The 24500-nt window shown below is 41.8% G+C and carries 14 protein-coding genes and 1 pseudogene; 9 read left to right on the top strand and 6 right to left on the bottom strand.

The window, feature by feature from the left end; translation table 11 throughout:
* Positions 1 to 289: 289 nt before the first annotated feature.
* Entirely contained in the window at positions 290 to 769 is a 480-nt protein-coding gene (locus NPUN_RS18055) for a hypothetical protein (RefSeq protein ID WP_012409939.1), read from the bottom strand.
* 174 nt (positions 770 to 943) lie between these two features.
* On the opposite strand from NPUN_RS18055, the gene NPUN_RS18050 reads away from it, so the two are divergent.
* The 4 genes from NPUN_RS18050 (at position 944) to bioF (ending at position 4247) form a co-directional block, all read left to right on the top strand.
* Complete coding sequence (locus NPUN_RS18050) at positions 944 to 1333, top strand: hypothetical protein (RefSeq protein WP_012409938.1); 390 nt, start codon at positions 944 to 946, stop codon at positions 1331 to 1333.
* A gap of 168 nt (positions 1334 to 1501) precedes the next feature.
* Complete coding sequence (locus tag NPUN_RS18045) at positions 1502 to 2260, top strand: sucrose-phosphate phosphatase (RefSeq protein WP_012409937.1); 759 nt, start codon at positions 1502 to 1504, stop codon at positions 2258 to 2260.
* The gene (gene ruvA, locus NPUN_RS18040) at positions 2260 to 2892 is read left to right on the top strand and encodes a Holliday junction branch migration protein RuvA (RefSeq protein ID WP_041565497.1); all 633 of its coding nucleotides are present in this window, start codon (positions 2260 to 2262) and stop codon (positions 2890 to 2892) included. The genes NPUN_RS18045 and ruvA overlap by 1 nt, the downstream gene beginning before the upstream one ends.
* Positions 2893 to 3062: 170 nt before the next feature.
* The gene (gene bioF, locus NPUN_RS18035) at positions 3063 to 4247 is read left to right on the top strand and encodes an 8-amino-7-oxononanoate synthase (protein WP_012409935.1); all 1185 of its coding nucleotides are present in this window, start codon (positions 3063 to 3065) and stop codon (positions 4245 to 4247) included.
* Positions 4248 to 4345: 98 nt separating this feature from the next.
* Here bioF and NPUN_RS18030 read toward each other — a convergent pair whose 3' ends face one another.
* Complete coding sequence (locus NPUN_RS18030) at positions 4346 to 4825, bottom strand: response regulator (protein ID WP_012409934.1); 480 nt, start codon at positions 4823 to 4825, stop codon at positions 4346 to 4348.
* Positions 4822 to 10983 (bottom strand): AAA family ATPase, encoded by a 6162-nt coding sequence (locus tag NPUN_RS18025; RefSeq protein WP_012409933.1) that lies wholly within the window; start codon positions 10981 to 10983, stop codon positions 4822 to 4824. Before NPUN_RS18025 ends, NPUN_RS18030 begins: the two co-directional genes overlap by 4 nt.
* A 277-nt stretch (positions 10984 to 11260) precedes the next feature.
* Here NPUN_RS18025 and NPUN_RS18020 point away from each other — a divergent pair, with 277 nt between their 5' ends.
* Both NPUN_RS18020 and NPUN_RS45010 read left to right on the top strand, forming a co-directional pair.
* Positions 11261 to 13423 (top strand): EAL domain-containing protein, encoded by a 2163-nt coding sequence (locus NPUN_RS18020; RefSeq protein WP_012409932.1) that lies wholly within the window; start codon positions 11261 to 11263, stop codon positions 13421 to 13423.
* A 305-nt stretch (positions 13424 to 13728) separates the two neighbouring features.
* Positions 13729 to 18794: pseudogene (locus tag NPUN_RS45010) on the top strand (PAS domain S-box protein).
* A 245-nt stretch (positions 18795 to 19039) separates the two neighbouring features.
* Here the strand turns inward: NPUN_RS45010 and NPUN_RS18010 are convergent.
* Positions 19040 to 19648 carry a hypothetical protein gene (locus NPUN_RS18010; protein WP_012409931.1) on the bottom strand — a complete coding sequence of 203 codons (609 nt, stop codon included), beginning with the start codon at positions 19646 to 19648 and terminating at the stop codon, positions 19040 to 19042.
* A gap of 143 nt (positions 19649 to 19791) precedes the next feature.
* Complete coding sequence (locus tag NPUN_RS18005; protein WP_012409930.1) at positions 19792 to 20379, bottom strand: thylakoid membrane photosystem I accumulation factor; 588 nt, start codon at positions 20377 to 20379, stop codon at positions 19792 to 19794.
* 524 nt (positions 20380 to 20903) lie between these two features.
* On the opposite strand from NPUN_RS18005, the gene NPUN_RS17995 reads away from it, so the two are divergent.
* The 3 genes from NPUN_RS17995 (at position 20904) to NPUN_RS17985 (ending at position 23873) form a co-directional block, all read left to right on the top strand.
* Complete coding sequence (locus tag NPUN_RS17995) at positions 20904 to 22241, top strand: Mur ligase family protein (RefSeq protein WP_012409929.1); 1338 nt, start codon at positions 20904 to 20906, stop codon at positions 22239 to 22241.
* A gap of 105 nt (positions 22242 to 22346) precedes the next feature.
* A complete protein-coding gene (locus NPUN_RS17990) occupies positions 22347 to 23165 on the top strand; it encodes a type 1 glutamine amidotransferase (protein ID WP_041565495.1) in 819 nt (272 codons plus the stop codon).
* A gap of 84 nt (positions 23166 to 23249) precedes the next feature.
* Positions 23250 to 23873, top strand: a complete 624-nt coding sequence (locus NPUN_RS17985) for a Uma2 family endonuclease (RefSeq protein WP_012409927.1) — start codon at positions 23250 to 23252, stop codon at positions 23871 to 23873.
* A gap of 117 nt (positions 23874 to 23990) precedes the next feature.
* Here the strand turns inward: NPUN_RS17985 and NPUN_RS42790 are convergent, their stop codons facing one another.
* Positions 23991 to 24500 (bottom strand): transposase, encoded by a 510-nt coding sequence (locus NPUN_RS42790; protein WP_148220330.1) that lies wholly within the window; start codon positions 24498 to 24500, stop codon positions 23991 to 23993.

The following is a 24500-nucleotide window of genomic DNA, read 5'->3' as shown; positions in this document are numbered from 1 at the left end:
ATTTCCCCAAACCCAGTAACCTTTACCATACACCCCAACATCTTGGCATTTGTTACTTTTGCAAGATGTCTAATGAATGTGGCTCCCTGTCCCAGTTCGGAAACACAATGTAATATGCCTTTGTGTTTTTAGCCCAAATCTCTACAGCTAGCTTCATTGATATAGGCTATCGCTTGATAAGAAACTACAGGTTAGCGGTTATGGAAATACAAAGATTAACTAACCGCAGAGATGCAGAGAACATAAAGAGGTTGATGGTTAAGATTTTATCTGAAATCATGTTCGTAAATCAGATATAATTCCTATATGAGTAAAGGGTAAGACCTAAACCGAATACGCCAAATATAATGCAAATAGCGGCAGCTAAGTTGAAACTATTGGAATAGTCTTGAGTAACAGTAATAAACGTTTCTTGAGAATTACTTATGAAAGTATTAATTTTATGTACAATTTTTTGAGCTTCAGATTGGAAGGGATATATAAAAACATCAGATACTTTGCCGGAATTAGTCAAAAGAGTAACATAGTAATCGTAGCGTTCATTATAGTGCCCTTTAACTTTTACCCCCATAAACTCTTTTCCAGAGTAGGTTTTTACACTTGACTTCCACTCATTGTAATAAGTTAATTGACAATTAATTTGAGTTGCTCTTTCACAGGTAAAATTTGTCACTTTATATTGCTCAAAGAATGCTATAAATCCAATAAATATAAAGAAAATACAACCAATAGAAAAGCAATTTTTCGACTTGTGAAAACCTGAAGGCATTAAAAATTTAACTCCCTATTTTTTTAATAACTTTCTGCTTTCTGGTTAGCCATATTAATCATTATCGGCTAGTATCTAGAGTCTATACAATAGTTAGATTAAAGAACAAAAGCAGGTATTTTTGGTATTGAGTTTCGCAAAGCCCCAACCCAACCTACGAAAAGGTGAAACGAAATGAAGTATGATATAAGTCATATAAGATTGATCGATCTCCCTCAATTAGAGCAGCTAGAAGATGGAAAGTGCTGTCGAACATACATCTATCGTTTCACAAACTCGTTGCCTGAACAAAACATTATTAACCAAATTGCAAACAGTTTAGAGAAGAGGTTCCTCTTTTCAAAGGAAGTATATGAGCTTTCTGAAGATGTTGAAATCTGTGCATCTATTTTCATAGAGCGTTTGCAAGATGACGAAGCGAAAGTTAGTGTTTTGACAATTCAACCAGAAGAATCTTGCGTTTACATTTTTGGCATAAACACTCTACCACGCAAACTTGAGGAAAGGTTTGGAACTATAAAGTCGATTCAGGGGCAAGAGCGAGAGACTTGGATTTATCGTTAGTAAGTTGGAGTAGCATTCCCAATTGCGATCGCAGCCACAATCGCAATATATAAAAATTATTTTTAGTGTATCAGTAAACGCGAGTTTCAACTTGTTTTATTTTTAGTAAACTTCTTGCAAAATTCTCTTCACGCGGTAGAATAACGAAATTTTGCAAGAGTTCTAATTATGAAACCATTTCTTTTTGTAACCGACCTAGATGACACCCTCGTATATCGGACTACGGGCGATGACAGCGCTTTACCAGAACTCAATCAACTGCTGAAGAGACATCGCCAAGAATACGGCACTAAAATTGTTTATTCTACCGGGCGATCGCCTGTACTTTACAAAGAACTCCAAGCTCAAAAAAATCTTTTGCAACCAGATGCCCTTGTCCTTTCTGTGGGTACGGAAATTTATCTCAATGGTGCTGATACTCCAGACTCAGATTGGTCAGAAATCCTCTCACCGGGATGGGAACGGGAAGTTGTATTATCTATTACCCGAAAATACCGTGAGTTAGTTCGGCAACCAGATTCAGAACAGCGTGCCTTCAAAGTGAGCTTTTTTTTAGAACAAGAAGCATCTGCGAATGTTCTACCACAACTTGAAGCAGAGTTGCAGAAATCTAAATTAAATGTAAAGTTAATCTACAGTAGCGGTATTGACCTTGACATTGTACCCCATAGCAGCGATAAAGGTCAGGCAATGCAGTTTTTACGCCAAAAGTGGAAATTTGCAGCAGAACAAACAGTTGTCTGTGGTGATTCAGGTAATGATATTGCTTTATTTGCTGTAGGCAACGAACGGGGAATCATTGTCGGGAATGCCCGCAAAGAGTTACTCCAGTGGCACAATGAGCATCCCGCCGAACACCGCTACCTGGCTTCATGTTTTTGTGCAGGTGGAATTATCGAAGGCTTAAATTATTTTGGTCTCTTGTAATGATTAGTTATTTAAAAGGTATAGTCGCTGGTATCCAAACAATTGGCGCTAATCGCGTGATTCTGACACTGGAAGTAAATGGCTTGGGGTACGATTTGCAAGTTCCCCAAAGGCTAGCAAACCAGTTACCAGAATCGGGAGGAGTGGCGCAAATTTTTACCCATTTCCAAATTCGGGAAGAAGTGCCCTACTTGTATGGCTTTGCTTCCCCAGCCGAACGCGATTTATTTCGCCACTTGCTGACTGTCACAGGGATTGGTGCAGCCTTAGCGATCGCACTCCTAGACACTCTGGAACTACCAGATTTAGTCCAAGCAATTATCGCTGGCAATACACAAATCCTCATTCAGGCTCCAGGTGTTGGTAAAAAAATCGCAGAGCGCATCTGTTTGGAGCTGAAAAGCAAATTAGTCGAGTGGCGCAAATCAGCCGGGTTCTTCGTCGCTACAGGCGGGCCAGCACCAGGAATTCTCGAAGAGGTGCAAATGACCCTCTTCGCCTTGGGATATACTGCCCATGAGGTCAGTCACGCCCTGCACGTAGTCAGCGAAGATATTGGTCTACCCAAAGACGCTTATGTAGAAGATTGGATTAAACAAGCGATCGCTCATCTCAGTAGCGAACAAGTTTAATTGTCATTTGTCATTGGTCATTGGTCATTTCTTATTCTCCCCCTGTCCCCCCTTATGCCCACTGACCGAAAACAACTCATGATACAAGCCCCTAAATTTATTTATTATTTATGGGGATCATTAATTTTGAATTTTGTTAGCGCAGCGTTAGCGAGTCTGCAAGTGTCATTTTGAATTTTGAATTCGGAGCGAAGCGACGTGATCCTTATGCCTGGCTAGAACAGTCCTTAGCAACAATTCATCGGGCAGACTGGTATCGTTCGGTACAACCTATCAACGGTCGTCCGGGTGCAACGGTGGTTTTAGCTGGGCAAGAGGTAATTAATTTTGCCAGCAATGACTATTTGGGATTGGCTGGGGATAAGCGGTTGATGGCAGCCGCAACTGCTGCGATCGCAGAATTTGGCACTGGTAGTACTGGTTCTAGATTACTCAGTGGGCATAGAGAATTGCATAGGGAGTTAGAAAAGGCGATCGCATCTACCAAACAAACAGAAGATGCCTTGGTATTTAGTTCAGGGTATCTAGCTAATTTGGGTGCAATTACCGCCCTTGTGGGCAAGCGGGATTTAATATTATCCGACCAGTACAATCATTCAAGTCTGAAAAATGGAGCCATTCTTAGCGGTGCAGCAGTTGTGGAATATCCGCACTGTGATGTGGCAGTACTCAAAACTCAGTTGAGTCAACAACGACAAAATTACCGACGCTGTTTGATTCTTACTGATACTGTCTTCAGCATGGACGGCGATTTATGTCCCTTGCCTGCACTCTTCGATCTGGCTGATGAATTTAGCTGTATGCTGCTAGTCGATGAAGCTCATGCCACTGGGGTACTAGGAAAAACTGGCGCTGGGTGCGTCGAATATTTCGGGTGTACAGGAAAGCAATTAATTCAAATTGGGACTTTGAGTAAAGCTTTGGGTAGTTTAGGCGGTTATGTGGCAGGAAGTAGCGCCTTAATTGACTTTTTGCGGAACCGCGCACCCAGTTGGATTTATACCACTGGGCTTTCACCTGCTGATACAGCAGCAGCCTTAGCAGCAATCAAGATAGTGCAACAAGAACCGCAACATCTTGCCCAATTGTGGAGGAATATACATTACTTGAAAACTTTGCTACAACAGTTGCCTAACTTAAAATTGCTGCCTTCTGAATCACCCATATTATGCTTTCAATTGCCTAATGCTACAGATGCCCTCAAAGCTGGAAAACAGCTAAGAGATGCTGGCATTTTTGCCCCAGCAATTCGTCCTCCTACAGTGCCCACAAGTCGAATCAGAATATCTGTGATGGCGACTCATAAAGTAGCACATATTGAAAAATTGGTGGCAGCGCTGAAGGATGTTATTTGAATGGGGAATAGGGAATGGGGAATTGGGAATTGGGAATGGGAGAATAAGAAATAACTAATAACTAAGGACTAAGGACAAATGACTAATGACAAATCCTTTTAAAAAACTGGCAATTGGTTAAACAAGATCCAATAAAAACCAAGCTGTTGGACTGCTTGGTTAAATTGTTCAAAATCCACAGGTTTGACGATGTAGCTATTCACCCCAAGCTGGTAACTCTCGATCATATCCTGGTCTTCAGCAGAAGAGGTCAGCACCACAACCGGAATCATTTGTGTGCGTGGATCGGATTTGAGTTGCCGTAAAACTTCTAACCCACTTATCCTTGGCAGTTTCAAATCCAGCAAAATGACTTTGGGTTGATTCGTCATGCTACGGTGGGCGTACTCTCCCCGACAAAAGAAAAAATCTAGGGCTTCGGCTCCATCTTCGAGCAGTTTAATATTGTTGCCAATTCTACTGCGACGTAATGCTCGGATAGTTAACTCAGCATCGGTGGCATTATCTTCAACTAAGACAATGGAAAGTGCTTGCTCAAAATATGGATCGGTGGGCTGATCTATGGGTTGGTCACTCATGGGTTAATTTCCCCTTGAAGGGTGAAATAAAACGTCGCACCTTGATCGATCGCTGCTTCGGCCCAAATCCGCCCGCCGTGGCGTTGAATAATGCGTTGCACGATCGCTAGTCCGATCCCCGTGCCTGTAAATTCTTGTTCGCGGTGCAGCCGTTGGAATACCCCAAACAAATTATCGGCATACCGCATATCAAATCCTGCCCCATTATCTCTGATAAAATACACTCCTTCACCAGCCATAATCTCATAGCCGACTTCAATGCAAGCAGGAGATTTGTAGCGGGTATATTTGATGGCATTTGACAACAGATTTAGCCAAACTTGTTTAAACAAGGAAAGATCGGCTTGACAGATGGGTAAATCAGCGATCGCAAACTCAATTTGACGACCTTCAAAATCTGGGGCTAAATCACTCAGCACCTCTTGAATAATCTCATTCATAAAAACAGGCTGCCGGGACATTTCCTTACGATCTAGGCGGGATAGGTTCAACAGGTCGTCGATCAACTCACCCATGCGTTTGGCATTGTCTCGGACAATTTTCAGATAACGATTGCCTTCCGCATCAAGTTGCTCACCATAGTCTTCTTGCATAATTCTCGAAAAACCAACGATCGCCCGCAGTGGTGCCCGTAAATCATGAGAAACAGAGTAGGAAAACGCCTCTAATGCTTTGTTTGCAGCTTCCAATTGGGCAGTTCGTTGTTTGACCCTGGTTTCTAAAGATTGGTTCAGTTGATGCAGGGCTTCAATTGCCCTCTGGCGTTCTAATTCTGCTGCTGCTCGTGCGGCAAATACCTTTAGAATCACTTCTGTTCGTTGCTTATCTACCAGTGGCTGTACGTCAAGAATACAAAGATTACCAATTGGGTCGCCGTTGGCATTTTTTAAGGAAATACCCAGATAACTCTCTGCCTGCATTGCCACTAAGTCTAAGTCTTCCGGGAAAATTTGCTGAACAAGCTTTTTGCAGTAGAATAAGCCGTTTCTCAAGGCAAATTCGCATGGTGTACGCGCCGGTAAGTAGGATATTTGTGGTTGTAATGCCCCATGCGCCCAAAAAGCTAGGGCTTTAAGTTCGCCATTTACTAGTTCGGTAACGAGGGCATAGCGGACGTGCAAGGCTTTGGCTATATGACCAACCAAAGCTGCGAAAAAATCTTGTCCTGTAACCGCAGCCGTTCCCATAACCAAATTTTGCAGTGTTGTTTCCGATCTTTTCAGATCCTCTTCCCGGCGTTTCACCTCACTAATATCCCGGATAATGGTAGACAAATATTCCAGACTGCCATCTGTTGCTTTATGAGCAATGATCATTTGGGAAACTGGAATTTCTCTGCCATCAATGTCCAACAAAGCGGTTTCACCCACCCAGGTACCATCTCGAATCGCCAGAGGAATGCCCTGGTTTTGAATAATCTCTAATGCCCACTGGGGATGATAGTTTAGGATGCTTAATGTAGAGAGGTCTGCATCCACTGGTAGCCCTAGCAGTTTCCTAGCTTGAGCATTATTCCAGAAAACATTGCCTTGGGGGGTGGCCATGCCAATATGATCGGTGGATGCTTCAAGAATGGCAATTAAGCGATCGCGATCTTTTTCTGCTCTTTGGCGTTCGGCAATTTCAGCCCGTAAAAATTGATTCAGTTCTGACTGTTGTTTTAATAAACGGGCATTGTCAATGGAAATAGCCGCCTGAGTCGAAAGTAAACTGAAGATTTCAATTCGCTCTGGGGTAAATGCGCTAGTGGTTAGATTATTTTCTAAAAGGACAATTCCTGTCAGTTTTCCCTGGTTTAATAAAGTAGCACAAAGAATCGATTTCGATTGGCGTTGCACAATCCAGGGTTCAGATTGAAAGTTACCAAATTGAGCCGCATTGTTGAGGACGATGCTTTCTTGGGTGCGAACTACATAATTGATTAGGGCAGTTGGCAAGCAAGGAGTACTGTCTGCTGATATTGATTCCAGAGGAATTGATTGCAAAACAGCTATTTTCTCATCGCCAATCGATCCCATTGCCTCAATCTGCCATTTTTCTTGTGTTGGTAAAATTAGATAACCGGTTTGTGCCCCGGCATTCTCAATCAAGATCGTCATTATTTTTGCCAGGAGTTTATCTAACAAAATTTCACTGGCGATCGCTTGGGAGGCTTTCAATACTGTTTCTAAATCAAGTGCTTCTAACTTTCTAGAAGTCGATTCTGTAGTGTCAACTTTACCGATGTTAGTTCTTTCAGTTTGCACCTCTAGCAGTTGGGGATAGCGTCTTTCCAAATCTTGGACTTTAGCTATTGCTCCCCAGCGTCGGTAGCCATATCTTGCCTCTTGCAGATAGACTTTGGTGATCGCTATCCGGTTGTTTGTCAGATAAAATTTTGCTGCTAGTTCGTTGGCCAGGCTTTCTTCTTGGAGGTATTCGTTTTCTCTTGCCAGAGCGATGGCGCGATCGTAGGCATCCATTGCTTCTACTACTTCACCCAATACCCGATGCCGTTCTGCTTCTACCAAATGCCACTTGTGCAGATAGTTCGTTGGGGCATGGTGCGCCCAATTTTTCATTTTTGCCTGATTTTCTGCTACCTGCTCCAGCAACTCGGATTGTTGCGCTGTATCTGTGTTGGAATACACCGCCAGTCTGCATAGAGAATCGTAGAAGTTAAAGATGGCAACCAATGCCGCTCCGGTCATTGCTGGTAAGTACTCTTGGGCGAGGACAGCATTACCAATTGCCTGATTTGTATCGTCAAATAAATAATAGAGAAATAATTTATTTAGGTAGAAATAGAACAAACCCCCGTGAAAATGGGTTTGTTGCATCTGGGATAGTCGGGTTCCTTCATCATAAGCTTGACCAGATAACAGCCCAGGATTCGGAACCTTCTGAACCAGGTTTAAAACAGTTTGCCAGCAAATATCTACGAAATTAATCCCCGCCGAGTGCTTGATTTGTTTCACTGCTTGGGCGTAACTTGTCAGATGTAATTGGAGTTCATCCAGGGGTTGACCGATTGCCAATGAATAACCACAGAAATACATGGCAGCGTAGCCAGCAAACTCGAAATCGCCCTGCTCGATACCAACCTGATAGCAATCCTGGAGCGGCTTCAGGCTGTGTTTTAGGTGTGTCTTCCAAACATTAATCTGGTTGCTAACCGCGAATAGACTTCTGGCTTGAATGGGTTTGGCATCTAGACGATCGAGCAGACTTAAAGCTAGTTGACCAAATTTATATCCTGCTTCAATGTCCAATACAACTCCACAGAGAATAATCCCATAAGCGGCATAAGCAAAGGGAGCTAACATCATATTTCCGTACTCAATCAGCAAATCCACCATCTTGAGTACAACCAGCAAAAATAGGGGAGGGACTGCCAAATAAGCTGATGCACACATACTTGTCAACAGCTGCATTGCCGCCAGTACCTCTGGCTCAGACATCATTTGTAAGTCAACTAAATCTTCAATGCGTCTATTCGCCAATTTGGAAGCAGTTTCCGAGAGTGCCTGCTGAACATCCTCAAAGGTTGGCTGGATGGGGAGGTGAACTCCTAATTGCTGAAGTAGCTGTAAACTAATTTGAATTGCCTCTAGCAATTTACTTTGAGCAACATAAGTCTGAATTTTGACATCATAGACTTTTAAGTTGGCTAGTAGGGTTTTGGCGTGGTTAATTACCTGTTGGAACAGTGGCTCTACTTGCTCAAAATTACCGCTCAGATAGGCTGCTTCTGTTGTTGCACTATAGAGGGTAAGGGTAAAATCATAGTTTGTTTGCCAGCTATCGGTTGTCAGTAGCTCCAAACCAGTTTGCAAATATTGCCACGCAGCATCATAAGCACCTGATGTCTTGGCTTTTTCCCCCGCCATCAGGTTTAACCGAGACAAGTTATTCTGCTCGGATTGAGTTTTGAGGAGTTTTTTGCCCAGGTTCAGTTGGTTGGTAATATCAAAAATCTGGTGTTCTAAGTTTTCTCTTGGAGTTATTTGCAATAAGGACTGTCCGACTTGCCAATGGATCTGGCTTTGCTCGGCTTCGGGAATCAGGGAATAGGCTGCTTGCTGAATGCGATCGTGGACAAATCTATATTCAATGGCAGGACAATTTCTAGGGAGTGGTACATCCAACTCAACCGATTTGTGGGCATTGCTTAGGGGTAGAATGAACCCTTGAGCGATCGCCACTCTTAAATCCTGGGCGGTTTTTCGCTGGGATAATTTCGCAGTCAGTGCCAGAGTTTCCAGATCAAAAGAGTTGCCAATGCAGGCAGCTAGCTGCAAAACTTTCTGCGTATTTTTATTAAGCTTTTGAATCTTTTGAGCCATCAAATCGACAATATTATCTGTAATCCCCTGCTCCTGAATTTGCTCAATCGACCATTGCCATTTTTTTGTTTGGTGATTAAATTCCACTAGCCCTTCAGTGTAAAGAGATTTCAAAAACTCGTTCATGAAAAAGGGATTACCACCAGTTTTTCGTTGCACCAGTTCAGCTAAAGACAGGGAATCTTCTGGTTGGCAGTGCAATGTATCGGCGATGAACTGATTGATATTATGTAGGCTCAATGGCAAAAGAGAAAGTTGGTTTACCACTCCTCCACCCTGCTGAATTTCCTCCACCATCTGAATGAGGGGATGAGCAGCATTAACCTCGTTATCTCGGTATGCACCCATCAACAACAAAGATTGCCCCTTGGTAACAGTAGCTAGTAGTTGGATCAGCTTCAGTGAGGCATTATCTACCCACTGGAGATCGTCTAAAAAGATGACAAGGGGATGTTCTGATTGCGTAAAAACGCGAATGAAATTTTGGAAAACTTGATGAAAGCGATTTTGGGCTTCGGTTGGCGGTAATACAGGTACTTCTGGTTGATTGCCTACAATCAATTCCAGTGCTGGAATTACCTGGGTAATAACTCGACTGTTTGAGCCGAGGGCAGCTAAAAGGTTCTGTCGCCATTGAGACAGCTGCACTTCGTCTTCAGCCAGCAATTGTTTGATCAATGACTCTAAGGCTTGAGCGATCGCAAAATAAGGGATATTGCGCTGATACTGATCGAATTTACCCGAAACAAAATATCCCCGTTGTTGCGTAATCGGCTGATAAATTTCCTGTACTAAAACTGACTTGCCAATACCGGAGTATCCTGCTATCAACATCACTTCAACTTGAGAAGCAGACGTGGGTAAATTAGCGTTATCTTTCCCTGCTACTCTTTCAAAGGACACTAATAACATCTCCACCTCCCTTTCTCTGCCATAGAGTTTTTCAGGGATATGAAACTTATTAGAAATATCCTGTTGTCCTAGCAAAAAAGGCTCAATTGCTCCCGTGTGTTGTAGCTGTTCCAGGCACTCTTCTAAATCATTTTTAATTCCCCAGTCGCTTTGATAGCGATTTTCTGCTGTTTTTGCTAACAGTTTCAGTACAATTCCTGAGACTATCACAGGAATTCCTGAATTGATAAAATGGGGTGGAACAGGTTCCAAAGCTAGGTGATAATGAATTAACTCCAGCGCATCACTGGATTCAAACGGCAATCGATGGGTCAACAGTTCATAAAAGGTAACACCTAAAGAGTAAAAATCAGTTCTATAGTCCAAAGAACGGTTCATTCTGCCTGTTTGCTCTGGAGATATATAAGCTAGTGTTCCCTCTAATATCGTTGGGTTTTTGAGAGTTAATATCTCCCGCGATAATACAGTTGAAATACCAAAGTCAATAATTTTAAGTTGTTGTGTTCTTGGATTAAAAACAATATTAGATGGATTGATGTCTTTATGAATGATATTTGCTGTATGAATTGCATCCAAAGTTTCAACAATCTGAATGGCTATTTTCAAAAAATCTGTTAATGAAAACTTTGTTTTTGCTATGATTTTTGTTAGAGATTCGCCCCCAAAATCCTCCAAAATGATGACAAAATTCCTTTGGTATTGCTGCAAACTATAAGCCTGGATAACACCTTCCAATGACAAGCTGCGCGTAATTTCGTATTCGAGCTTATAGCGTGTTATTTCTTCTGGTGTCGGGTAGTCTTTCTTTAAAACTTTGAAGATGACTGGCAAATTATTCTGTTGATTAATCCCCCGATAGACCCTTGAATTAGCACTTTCATGAATTTTTTTACTAATTTGATATTCAGGAATTTCCAGCATGGTTAAACTGCTTATAAATGTTAGATACAAAGAAAAATCTGGTCTGAGTAAATTTTAAATTTCTGATTTTGGATTAAATTACTCAGGATGCCAAACATAAAAATTTTTTAAAGTAAATAAATTTAAACAAAAGAACAAAGCTAAAATCCTAAAATTTTTTATTCAGAGCCACCGCCTTGAGCCATAAAATAAATCTAAAATTTAAAATCCAAAATCACTTGGCTCACAAACCTAATTATACAAGTTTACTCAATACTTACCAAGGAGATTGTGGGGTATGAATGAACCGTTGAACATCCTGATTGTTGAAGATTCAGAGGAGGATGCTATGTTAGTTATTCATGAATTGTGTCGCGGTGGTTTCAATCCAAACTGGCAGCGTGTGCAAACAGACAAGGAACTACAAATAGCACTCAATAGTCAGACTTGGGATGTGATGATTTCAGATTACCGGCTGCCAGGATTCAATGCTTCTGCGGCTTTGGAAATAGCAAAGCAAAGCCAAAAAGATATTCCTTTTATTTTGGTTTCCGGCACAATTGGCGAAGTACTTGCTGTGGAAATGATGAAAGCAGGTGCGAATGATTATGTCATGAAGGACAACTTAAATCGATTGCCAGAGGCAGTGCGTAGAGAACTTCGGGATGCACAGGTGAGAGCGGAGCGCAAACAAGCTCAAAAGCTGTTACAAACATTAGCGTCTAATATACCCGGAATGATTTACAGCTTTGTTCAGTATTCTGATGGTTCTATTGCCTTTGATTACATCAGTTTTGGCTGTCTGGATCTTTTAGAGTTAACGCCAGATCAAATTTTAGAAAATGCCTCTCTTTGCTTTGCACAAATTCATCCCGATGATTATCCAGGATGTTATGCAGCGGCCAACGAGAGCGCTCAAACTTTAAAACCATTTTCTTACGAGTGGCGATTAGTTACACCTTCTGGCAAACTCAAATGGGTACAGGCAAGTGCTCGTCCAGAATGTCGAGAAAATGGGGATATTGTCTGGTATGGTGTTTTATTAGATGTGAACGAACGGCAAGTTGCACTTCGCGAACAGCAAGCTGCGCTGCGCGAACGCAAACAAGCACAAGAGTTAATTATCCACAACTCTTTACACGATCCATTGACGGATTTACCAAATCGCACACTTTTGATAGAGCGGCTAGAACTAGCCATTAACCGAGCTAAACGATTAGAAACTTATCGTTATGCCGTCTTGTTTCTAGACCTAGACCGATTTAAAGTGATCAATGACAGTCTCGGACACCTTGCTGGAGATCAACTGTTAAAAAATATTGCTCACAAACTAAAAACTCATCTGCGGGAAGTTGATTTAGTTGCTCGAATTGGTGGTGACGAATTCGTCATTTTGCTGGAAGATATTTCTGATATTGAAAAAGCTATTCAAATTACTGAGCGTATGCTCATAGATTTTCAAACACCATTAATGCTTAATGATGCCGAAGTAGTTATCAGTACAAGCATCGGGATTGTTTTAGGAACAAACGAATATTCTCAAGCCTCCGATTTACTCCGAGATGCCGATATTGCCATGTATAAAGCCAAAGCTCAAAGGAGAAACTCGTATAAAATTTTTGATGTCAAAATGCACACTCAAGCCGTAAATCGACTAACTATAGAAACCGATATTCGCAAAGCTATCGAACGAGAAGAGTTTGTTATATATTACCAGCCAATTGTTGACATACTTGGAGATGGGCAAAGCAAAGCAGGACGACTGATTGGATTTGAAGCATTGCTGCGCTGGCAACACCCAACTCGTGGGTTAGTCTTACCGAAAGAATTTGTCTCTATCGCGGAAGAAACGGGGCTAATTGTGCAAATTGATCGCTGGATGCTCTACAAAGCTTGTCAACACCTAGCAGACTGGAAAGTAAAGTTTGCTACTCACTTCCCAATCAAGGTTAATATTAACCTTTCTGTTCAAGACATTCGCCAAGGAAACTTAATTGAATACATCGATCAAATACTAGCCCAAATAGGTTTAGAAGGCGACTGTATAACCCTAGAAATTACTGAAAGTATGCTAATTGAGAATATTAGTCAGACAATTGATTTATTAAGCCAATTAAAGTCTAGAAAAATTAAGATTAGCATTGATGACTTTGGTACTGGTTATTCGTCGCTCAATTATCTGCATCGTTTACCTGCTGATAATTTAAAAATTGATCGCTCTTTTGTAAGCCAGATGCAACAAGGAAACCGTAATTATCAGGTAGTTAGTACTATTATTGCTTTAAGCAATCAACTCGGATTAGCCGTTGTTGCAGAAGGTATCGAAACACCGCAGCAACTTCAATGGTTACAGGAACTGGGATGCGAATTTGGTCAAGGCTATCTATTTTCTAAGCCTCTAAGCCACCAGACAGTAGAAGCACTTCTGACGACAAGTAAAATTTTGCATTATATCCTCTGATAATTGCGACTGAATAATGGAAAACTAGCCATTGGTAGATTTTAATACCATAATTTTTATAAGCAAATTAGGCTACTGCATTTCTGATAATTGACTATTCACGAGCGGCAAATTAATGTTATGGATATAGAAGATTCATAATAAATTATGGCTGACGATACTATATAACTTAATAATTAGCCTCTAGCAAAAGAGGTTTTTAAAACTGAAAAAAATCTATCTAGAGATAAATTACTAAAACTTGAAAACTAGCTTAGGGTATGTAGAGCCTCTGCAATAAGTATTGGTTGTTCTTAAACATTTTCATGCCTCATATTCATTATTCCCAGTTACTGCGCTATGGAATTGTTGTATTAATTGTCACAGTCGCATTAGTGTTAATGTTGATGCTAGACCCCTGGTTAAGCATGAGTGGAACTCCTTTCTTGCTCTTTTTTGGCGCTGTAATGGTGAGTGCTTGGTATGGTGGTTTGAAATCAGGGCTATTAGCAACTTCCTTGTCTGCATTACTGAGCAATTACTTCTTTCTCCCGCCAGCTTATGAGCTGAGTTTTGACCTATCTAATTCTGTGCGAATTGGGTTGTTTGCATTACAAGGATTGCTCTTTAGTATTTTATGTGAGGCATTAAAGACTGCTAAAAGACGGGCTGATACAAATCTCCAACAGTTAAGAGTTAGTGAAGAGAGATTTCGATTAGCATTAAGCAGTTCAGATATTGTGGTCTTTCAACAAGATCGAAATTTGCGATATCAGTGGATTCATAATCCCCAAGGTTTAGATACTGCTGAGGAAATGTTAGGTAAGTCTGATGATGAATTATTTCCAGCTTCAGTAGCAGAGCAATTGAAGGCAATTAAGCTGAAGGTAATAGAGACTGGTGTTTCAACCCGTGAAGAGGTTTATCTGACAACTTGCGGAGAAGATCGTTACTATGATTTGCTGGTTGAACCACTGAAAGATACAGACAATAGTGTTCATGGTATTACTTGTGCGGCTGTGAATATTACTGAGCGCAAGCAAGCAGAACTAGAAAAAGCCAAGTTGTATCAGGAACTTCAACAAGCCGTTCAACAAAAAGACGAATCTCTGGCGTTGCTTAATGCTTGGCTTACCAGTTCACCAGTGGCGTTGGCTTTTCTTGATACTGAACTTCGCTATGTTTACGCTAATGAAGCGCTAGCGGCTATTAACGGTATACCCCAAACTCAACATATTGGTCGCACCTTTCGGGAAGTACTACCGGAATGGGCAGCGCAAATTGAGCCTGTTTTTGAGGAAGCGATGCAAACTGGGCAGCCCTTACTCAATCAGGAAGTGAGTGGTGAAACCTATCCGCCTGGGGTGTATCGTTATGGTCTTGTTAGCTACTATCCAGTGTGTTTACCGGATGGGCAGTTATTGGGAGTGAGCATTAGTTCAATTGATATTACTCAACTCAAACAAACAGAGCAAGCATTACGCGAAAGCGAAGCGAAGTTTCGCAGCGTGGTTGATTCAAATATGATTGGTATTGGCTTCTGGAATAGAGACGGTAGGATTACAGAAGCGAATGATGCCTTGCTCAATATAGTGGGTTATACCCGTGCAGAATTACTTGCCGGAACACTTCGCTGGCAAGACCTAACTCCTACAGAGTACGTGCCACTTGATAAGGAAGCACTAACTGAATTTCAAGACAGCCCCTTTTGCACGCCATACCAAAAAGAATATATCCGTAAAGACGGTTCACGCTTGCCGATTTTGGCAGGCGGTAGCCATTTTGAAGGGACTGTAGATCGAGGAGTTTTCTTTGTTCTCGATATTACAGAGCGCAAGCAGGCTGAAGAAAGACTCCGTTATATCGCGCAAGTTAGTAGTGTACTCTCTACTTCGCTAGATTATGAAGAAACCTTAGAACAAATTGCCAAAATCTCAGTTCCTCAACTAGCTGATTGGTGTAGCGTTGATATTTTAAATGAAGATGGTTCCATTCGCCGCCTACCCATTGCCCATGCAGACCCATCAAAGGCGGAGTTGGCGCGTAAACTTCAGGAGTATACGACAGAGTACAAGGGTGCAAGTGCAATTACTAGGGTGCTGCAAACTGGGCAAAGCGAATTAATTTCAGATATATCTGACTCGCTATTAGTGGCAAGCACTCAGAATCAAGAACATTTAGAAATTGTTCGGCAATTGGGAATGAAATCTGTAATGATTGTGCCGCTAATTGCACAAGGGCGAGTTATTGGTTGCATCAGCTTTGTAACTGCCGAATCAAACCGTCGCTACGATCGCACTGACCTTACTTTAGCAACAGAGATTACCCATCGTGCAGCCTTAGCAGTAGAAAATGCCCGACTTTATCGAGATATCCAACACGCTTTAGTTCATTACGCCGAATCTCTATCTCTTCTAGATGCACTGTTAGAAGCCGCTCCTGTTGCCCTATGCTTTTTAGATCGGGAACTGCGATATCTCCGAATTAATCAAGTTTTCGCTGACATTAATGGTTTGACTATAGAAGAACATCTAGGACGCAAATTTGACGCAAATTTGGGGAAGTATTGCCAGCAATGGCGGCTGAACTTGAGCAACAGTTACAGCGCGTCTTGGATACTGGAGAACCACTGCTGAATGTAGAAATTAGTGGTGAGACAAGGGAACAATCCAGACGTTACGGCTACTGGCTGGGCAACTATTACCCAGTCAACAACTCAATGGGCGAAACGGTAGGAATTGGAATTATTTTGGCAGATGTGACAGCAGCCAAGCAAACAGAAGTGGCTTTGCGAGAAAGCGAAGAAAGATTCCGGGCAATGTTCAACCAGGCAGCTGTGGGTATTACTCTGGTAGCGTTGGATGGAAAATTTATTCAGGTTAATCCTGCCCTATCCGAAATTACTGGGTACAGCCCTGAAGAGTTAATGCAAATAACCTTTGAAGAAATTACCCATCCTGACGACTTAGCAGTTGACTTGGAAAATGCTCGGCGAGTTTTAGCAAAAGAAATTAATGGTTATTCCTTAGAGAAGCGCTACATCTGCAAAGATGGTTCTATAGTTTGGGTAAACCTAACTTCATCAGCAGTTTGGGATACCAACGGACTTCCAAAGTATGCGTTAGGCATTATTGAAGATATTAGCGATCGCAAACGAGTTGAAACAACACAACAGTTTTTAGTCGAGGCCAGCACCTTACTCGCTGCCTCATTAGATTATGAAATTGCCTTAGAAAGTGTGGCTAATCTCGCAGTTCCTACCTTAGCTGACTGGTGTATTGTAGATGTTTTCCAGGAAGATTGGTCAAGTAAACAAATTGCGATCGCAATTGCCGATCCCACAAAACTAAATACTTTAGACGAAATCCGACGGCGTTATCGACCCAAAACCAGAGCCAAACAGCTTGTGCGGCAGCTACAGCTAGGTATATCTGTCTTTTATCCCGAATTATCTGACTCTCATCTTTTGCAGATGGCTGAAGACGACGAACATCTGCAATTACTGCAAAGTCTAGGTATTTGTTCTCTAATGGTGATTCCAGTTCGTTCCCGTGGGCAATTATTTGGAGCAATCTCTTTTTTCACAGCCGAGTCAAGTAGGCACTACAAACAAACAGACTTAGCCTTAGCAGAAGATATTGCTCGTCGGGCGGCGATAGCCATCGACAATGCCAGACTCTACCAAGAAACTCAACAGGCAAAACAGGGCGCTGAAAGGTCTGTCAATCGCACCATACTTTTACAAAGAATAACCGCCGCCCTCTCAGAAGCCCTCACTTCCCAACAGGTAGCTGATGTAGTGGTGAACCAAGGTATTGCTGCCTTGGAAGCTACTGGTGGTTCCGTTGTCTTACTTACCGAGGGAGATACTAGCCTAAAAGTTGTGCAAGCAATTGGCTATTCGCAAGCACTCATAGATACTTGGTCAAATTTTCCCGTTACAGCACCTAACCAAATAGCAGAAACAGTCAGAACTAGTGAGCCAATTTTTCTGGAAAATTTAGCAGCGATGATTGCTAGATATCCGAATTTAGCAGAGGTTGTGGCTCTTACAGGGAATAATTCTTGGGCTTCCATTCCCTTGATAGCAGAAGGTAAAGTAATTGGGGCACTGGGATTAAGCTTTATCAATGAACAAATATTTCACGAAGAAGACCGGGGATTTATGTTAACGCTGGGGCAGCAGTGTGCCCAAGCGATCGCTCGCGCTCAACTTTACGAAGCTGAAAAGACCGCCAGGGCCCAAGCTGAGACAGCCAACCGCATTAAGGATGAATTCCTCGCTGTCCTTTCTCATGAACTCCGAACTCCCTTGAATCCGATTTTAGGGTGGGCAAAGTTACTCAGAACCCGCAACTTCGACGAAGCTACTAAAATTCGGGCATTGGAAACAATCGAGCGGAATGCCAAGTTACAAACTCAATTAATTGGAGATTTACTCGATGTTTCGCGGATTTTACAAGGTAAAGTCAGATTAAATCTCTATGCAGTGGATTTGAAAATAGCGATCGCAGGTGCATTAGAAACGGTGCGTTTAGCAGCAGAAGCCAAGTCGATTCAAATTCAAACGGTTTTAAGTAATGATATCGGCAAAGTCCTCGGCGATAGCGATCGCTTGCAACAAGTAATGTGGAATCTCCTCTCCAATGCCGTTAAATTCACACCCACAGAAGGACGAGTAGAAGTGCGTCTAGAGCAAGTTGGCTTAGATGCTCAAATTCAGGTGATTGATACAGGTAAAGGAATCATCCCAGAATTTTTGCCCTACGTCTTTGATTACTTCCGGCAAGCAGATGCTAAGACAACCAGAGTATTTGGGGGACTCGGATTAGGGCTGGCAATTGTGCGTCATTTAGTAGAACTTCATGGTGGTACAGTTCAGGCAGAGAGTCTAGGAGAAGGGCAAGGCGCTACTTTTACAGTCAGACTACCTTTGCTGAAAAATTCTGAGTTGCGAGTCAGCAGCGATGAGGCTTCTCAACTAGAACTAAGTACTGACGATACATTACTGGCTGGGGTGCAAATCCTGCTTGTAGACGATCAAGCTGATGTGCGAGAGTTTTTTAGCTTTGCCCTAGAACAATATGGTGCGACTGTAACAGCAGTTGAATCAGCAGCTGAAGCACTGGAAATATTAATGCAATCAAAGCCAGATATTCTGTTAAGCGATATTGGAATGCCCTTGATGGATGGCTATATGCTACTGCGTGAGGTGAGAAAATTACCGCCAGAGCAAGGTGGGCAAATTCCGGCGATCGCACTGACAGCTTATGCTGGAGAAATCAACTACAACCAAGCAATGGCAGCAGGATTCCAAAAACACCTACCTAAACCCGTAGATCCATCTGAATTAGCCACAGCGATCGACAATATAATTCGTAATTCATCTTGATTAAAACCCAAAACACTTGTAGAGACGGCGATTTATCGCGTCTCAAAAACCCAAAATTTTTGCCAGTAGCCCTTCATTGAACCGTATTGGATTAAAACCAAGGTTAAGAACAAACGAAAAAATCCTCATTTTTTCAAAGAAAACGCATCTATCCGTGGTGTAACAATTACGAATTACGTTAGTTTAGCGGGGCGTTCGCTTTTAGCGTCTCGCAGAGAAGCCCATTACGAATTACGAATTACGAATTATCCAATGGGGCGATTCCCAGGATTGACTGCATGAATATATTCACTACCCGATCCCGGTCTTCCTCGTTTATAATAAGCTTCTTCTGGTTTACCCCATCCTAGCTGCAAAATCATTTCCAAAAAACTTGAATTTTCCCACTTGCACAAACTTGCCCACTCTGTTCTCTGAACAATTCTTTCTACATCAGATGTGAGAATTTGTTGGTATTGTTTACTATTATTGAAACTCAAATATAAATCCATCCCCATAGAGACTTCAAACCAAAATTCTACAATGGAATTTTTAGCAGCTTTTAATATCTCTAAGTCACTAGAAAGAGCTATTAAATCAGTATTTACTTCGGGATAGTTTAAGTTTTTACCTTTAACTGTCACCTCCCGCCAGATAATACCTGAAACTTGATTTTCTTTTTGATAATCGTGAATTGCAGCTTTGAAATCTTGGTAAGCTGTGAATTGTTGCAGCCCATCAGTCCTGATAAACTGGTCAATTACAGGATTGCCAGAGACCGTTATCTCTAACTTTAGGCGTTTTCCGTTGAGGCAAGCTTGGCGTTCGGCTGCCAAAACTTGAATTAGCTCCTGGGTGGTGTAAACCTTTGACATCAGAATACACTCAATACGGGACTAGAGATTAATTTTATAAATGGTTAACACAGATATTTCAATATTATGCTTTGGCATCAGCATAAATGTAGTAACAGACAGCACGAAAAACTAGGGCAGACCAATTTGGTCTACCCCAAAACTTATTTAGCTAACTCACTACTGAACTCATTAAAAGCTCGTCGCTTTAGCTGTGCGGTTTCGGTACGTGGTAATAAATCAAAGATTTTGCGAAATTGATCGTCTATTTCTTCGAAAGGTACTTGACCTTTTTTATTCAAAACTACCTCACCTGCTTTATTAAACACCACGACTTGAGGAACAGCCCCAGAATAGTAATATCCTGGTTCTGTAGGGTCGTAGGTTTCTTTAGACGGGATAGTATCTACATTAATCGGCATAATCTCTGCTACCCGACCGTAGAATTCCTGTACCCGTGAGATAGAAATGGCATATCTTTTAGAATCGCTGCTGTCATCTAAATAAAAAGCCAGAAATATCGGTTTATGTTCCGCTAAAGTTTGTGCGAGTGTCTGTCTGGGAGGAACCAATGAACCATTGCCAGCATAAACGACAAAGATGTTGCCATCATATAAATCATTATTTAGACCAGCATAAGCAGGTTGCGTACTTATAATGAAAAGACTTGCAAGCAACAATAGGCATTTGGACAACCACCTTCGCCAGCCAGTAATTTGTTTAGGTAAAAAAAGAAATCTTGTGCTATTCATCAAAAGGAACCTTGCAAGCTACTACTTGTCGTGAGTTTGTGCTGAATTCGGTAAACTGGGCAGGATATGTAATTACGCCCACGCACTATTTTTTAAGATAACGCCTACTGAGATTATCTCTCTTAAGTGGATGATGGAGTTGAACGGAGTTCTGATATGGATGAACGGAGTTCTGAGGTGGATGAACGGAGTTCTGATATGGATTAACGGAGTTCCGAGGTGGATTAACGGAGTTCCGAGGTGGATGAACGGAGTTCTGATATGGATTAACGGAGTTCTGATATGGATTAACGGAGTTCCGAGGTGGATGAACGGAGTTCCGAGGTGGATGAACGGAGTTCTGAGGTGGATGAAAGAGATTTTAACTCTCCCTTGCCTCCCCTGCTTCCCCTACCCCCCGCCTCTCATTTCTTGCCTCAAAATTAAGAGGCTGGCTTTTTCAGTCAGGATTCGCTAAACTCACGCATATTAAATTTGCAATTAAATACTTTCAATTAGCAACGCCAGAAGACTAGGGTACAGATGTGGGAAACAAAATTCAATTCATAGACAGGCTGCGATTGGGTTTCGCGGTGTCAGTGGCAAAAAGTGTGACGTTTATAGTGCGATCGCTCCGTCTGGGTGCTGCTAGTGTATTACCAGGCTCGATTGCTCGTCGCATTGAACCCCGACTTTTACAATTATTGAGTCAGCAAGTTAAAAACGGAGTGATTTTAATTGCTGGTACTAACGGCAAAACTACTACAGCGCTGCTTTTATGCACAATCCTAGAACACAAGGGTTTTCGCGTCACTCATAATTCTACAGGTGCAAATCTAGAAAATGGCTTGATGACGGCGCTGTTAGAAAGCACCAACTTACTAGGCACGCTAAATACTGATTACGCCATTTTGGAAGTAGATGAGAATATTGTCCCAAGAGTATTAAAGCCACTCCAGCCGCGAATCATTCTCTGTTTAAACTTGTTCCGCGACCAGCTTGATAGGTACGGCGAAGTAGATACAATTAGTAAACGTTGGACAAAAGTTATTTCTACCCTACCAACAGAAACGGTGGTAATTCCTAATGCTGATGACCCAACTTTATCTAACCTTGGTCAGCAGTTACCGCAACGGGTGTTATTCTTTGGCTTGAATGAACCAGAACATTATTTAGAAGCAATTCCTCACGCTGTTGATTCTATCTATTGCCCCAAATGTGGACATTCTCTAGATTATAAGGGTGTCTATTTATCTCATTTGGGAGATTTCACTTGTCCCAAGTGTGGTTTCACTAAAAGTAAACCGACTCTAGAAAGTAGTGAATGGTCACAAATTCTGGTTGGTTTGTACAACAAATATAATACTTTAGCTGCTGCTACTGCGGCTATTGAGTTAGGAGTTGATGAAGTAACAATCAGAGATACTATTAATACCTTTCAAGCTGCCTTTGGCCGTGCAGAAGATTTAGTAATTAACGGTAAACGAGTGCGGATATTATTATCAAAAAATCCTGTGGGAACGAATGAAACCATTCGCGTGGTTACTCAAAGCACAGATAAAATCACACTGCTAGTCTTGAACGATCGCACGCCCGATGGCACTGATGTATCCTGGATTTGGGACGTGGATACTGAGAAATTAGTCGAACGTGGCGGGACTTTAGTAGTGAGTGGCGATCGCGTCTACGATATGGCACTACGTCTACGTTACAGCCAAAAGTCCCCTGAGAGTAGCATAAATTTAATAGTCGAAGAAGATTTGCGACAAGCGATCGCAACTGCATTAGAGCATACACCAGAGAATGAAACTCTGCACATTCTGCCCACCTACTCAGCCATGCTAGAAGTGCGAGAAGTTCTTACTGGTCGTAAAATTCTTTAAATTGGACAGTGGGGAGTAAGGATTTAGATAAATTTTTTCCCATTCCCCAGTTCCCAATACCCAATCAAATTACGAATTACGAATTACGAATTACGAATTATGAATATGAGTTCTCAAAATTTAGAATTAACAATAGGTTGGTTGTACCCGACGCTGATGAGTACTTATGGCGATCGCGGTAATGTAATTACTATAGAACGTCGCGCTCAATGGCGGGGATATGATGTTAAAGTGTTACCCCTAGATCAAAATGCCACAGCCGCAGATATTAAAACTGTAGATGTCATCGTTGGTGGTGGCGCACAAGATCGTCAGCAAGAAATTGTCATGCGTGATTTGCAAGGTGCAAAAGCTGATGCGATGCGTGAGAAAATCGAAAATGGTACACCAGGAGTATTTACTTGTGGTTCCCCCCAATTACTGGGACATTATTATGAACCAGGCTTAGGACAACGGATTGATGGTTTAGGAATACTCGATTTAGTTTCCGTGCATCCTGGTGAAAATACTAAGCGCTGTATTGGGAACTTGGTAATTGAAGTGACAGCTTCACGCCTAGCGCAAGATTTGCGAGAGATGACGGGTACTACACCATATTTGGTAGGCTTTGAAAATCACGGTGGACGTACCAAACTGGGAAAAGTGGAAGCTTTGGGGCGCGTGGTGTACGGTTTGGGAAATAATGGTGAAGATGGCACAGAAGGAGCATTTTATCAGAATGCGATCGCTACTTATTCCCACGGCCCATTGTTACCGAAAAATCCTTTTGTCGCCGATTGGTTAATTCAAACAGCGCTGCGGCTAAAGTATCAGCAAGAAATTACCTTAAAACCTTTTGACGACAGCCTTGCTGCACAAGCAAGAGAAGCGATGTTTAAGCGATTGAAAGTCAATTTACCAGGTGCTGCGGCGGCAAAAGTTTAACCTCAGTTCGCTGATTAAGCCTCTCTCCGTGTCGGGGAAAGGTTTGGAGAGGGGTCAAATTTGACATAAAGCAGAGGGCAAAGTATGACTCAAGCCTTAACCAAACAAGTAACCTTTGATGAATTTATCGCTCGGTATCCAGAAAACTCACAACGACGTTATGAACTGCATGACGGAGTAATTGTTGAAATGGCTCCTCCCACAGGTGAACATGAACAAATTGTTGGATTTTTAGTTGGGGAAATAGTTACAGAATACAAACGTTTAAAACTACCTTATTTCATCCCCAAAACAGCATTCATTAAACCGAATCAGAGCGAAGCAGCTTACTCACCAGATGTATTGTTGTTGAATAACTCTAATTTAGAAAATGAACCTGTGTGGAAAAAAGAATCTACTGTAAGCCAAGCGGCATCAATTCCTTTAGTAATTGAGGTTGTCAGTACCAACTGGCGAGACGACTATTTTACCAAAGCAGGTAAATACGAAGAGGTTGGAATACCTGAATATTGGATTGTAGACTATTTAGGTTTAGGTGGTAGGCGGTTTATTGGCAATCCTAAAAAACCAACTATCTCGATTTATCAATTAATTGAAGGTGAGTATCAAGTTAGGCAATTTAGGGGAAATGACCGCATTCACTCGCTAGCATTCCCAGAGTTGAATTTAACTGCTGAACAGATTTTTCGGGCTGGAGAAGTCGCGTAAAAAACGGCTAAAGAAGTAAAAGAGTCTTTAATACTCGTCCACGAGTATCAGAGACTCGTCCACGAGTATTAAAGACTCATTCACGAGTGTAAAAGACTTCAAGGGGCGACAATGGAGCTAAAGTGCTTTCTGTATAAGCTTCATAGCCCTTAAACCCCTGAGATAAAAGCTCTGCTTATTGCGAATGGAAGCGACCAGTTCCTCAACCCATGCTTGACATTCATTCCAAGCGACTATCCAATTTTGACCATATAAACCTATCCAAAAATTACTATGTCGTTTAGAAGTTCGACTTTTTTCTTGAGTGCGACAAATATAAGATTCTTGTTTTTGCAATTTAGTTCTTTGTCCGTGTAACCAAGCACTTGTCATGGCTAAAGCAATTAAGAAAATTAAACGCACAAGTCTATCAGGATTAGCTTTAGAACCTTCGAGATTATAACCACCTGTTTTACAATCACGGAACATAGCTTCAATGCCGAAACGCGCTCCGTAGATTTGAGCAGCAGTTTCTAAATCAGGCAGATTAGTTAATAAATACCAAGGTTCTGGTTCCTGTTTATTGCGATATTTTCTTTTCCAATATACTGCTAAATTAAATCTGCCAAACCCTCGTTTTTGAGTCAA

The organism is Nostoc punctiforme PCC 73102, from assembly GCF_000020025.1.
GTDB classification, from domain to species: Bacteria; Cyanobacteriota; Cyanobacteriia; order Cyanobacteriales; family Nostocaceae; genus Nostoc; species Nostoc punctiforme.
The sequence above is the reverse complement of the archived record's forward strand: the minus strand, read 5'-3'. Positions and strand labels throughout refer to the sequence as shown.

Coding starts and splice junctions, on each gene's coding strand:
- NPUN_RS18050 (WP_012409938.1), top strand. CDS start 944: ATGAAGTATGATATAAGTCATATAAGATTGATCGATCTCCCTCAATTA.
- NPUN_RS18020 (WP_012409932.1), top strand. CDS start 11,261: ATGAATGAACCGTTGAACATCCTGATTGTTGAAGATTCAGAGGAGGAT.
- NPUN_RS18010 (WP_012409931.1), bottom strand. CDS start 19,648: ATGTCAAAGGTTTACACCACCCAGGAGCTAATTCAAGTTTTGGCAGCC.
- NPUN_RS17985 (WP_012409927.1), top strand. CDS start 23,250: ATGACTCAAGCCTTAACCAAACAAGTAACCTTTGATGAATTTATCGCT.
- NPUN_RS18005 (WP_012409930.1), bottom strand. CDS start 20,379: ATGAATAGCACAAGATTTCTTTTTTTACCTAAACAAATTACTGGCTGG.
- ruvA (WP_041565497.1), top strand. CDS start 2,260: ATGATTAGTTATTTAAAAGGTATAGTCGCTGGTATCCAAACAATTGGC.
- NPUN_RS18055 (WP_012409939.1), bottom strand. CDS start 769: ATGCCTTCAGGTTTTCACAAGTCGAAAAATTGCTTTTCTATTGGTTGT.
- NPUN_RS18045 (WP_012409937.1), top strand. CDS start 1,502: ATGAAACCATTTCTTTTTGTAACCGACCTAGATGACACCCTCGTATAT.
- NPUN_RS17990 (WP_041565495.1), top strand. CDS start 22,347: ATGAGTTCTCAAAATTTAGAATTAACAATAGGTTGGTTGTACCCGACG.
- NPUN_RS18030 (WP_012409934.1), bottom strand. CDS start 4,825: ATGAGTGACCAACCCATAGATCAGCCCACCGATCCATATTTTGAGCAA.
- NPUN_RS18025 (WP_012409933.1), bottom strand. CDS start 10,983: ATGCTGGAAATTCCTGAATATCAAATTAGTAAAAAAATTCATGAAAGT.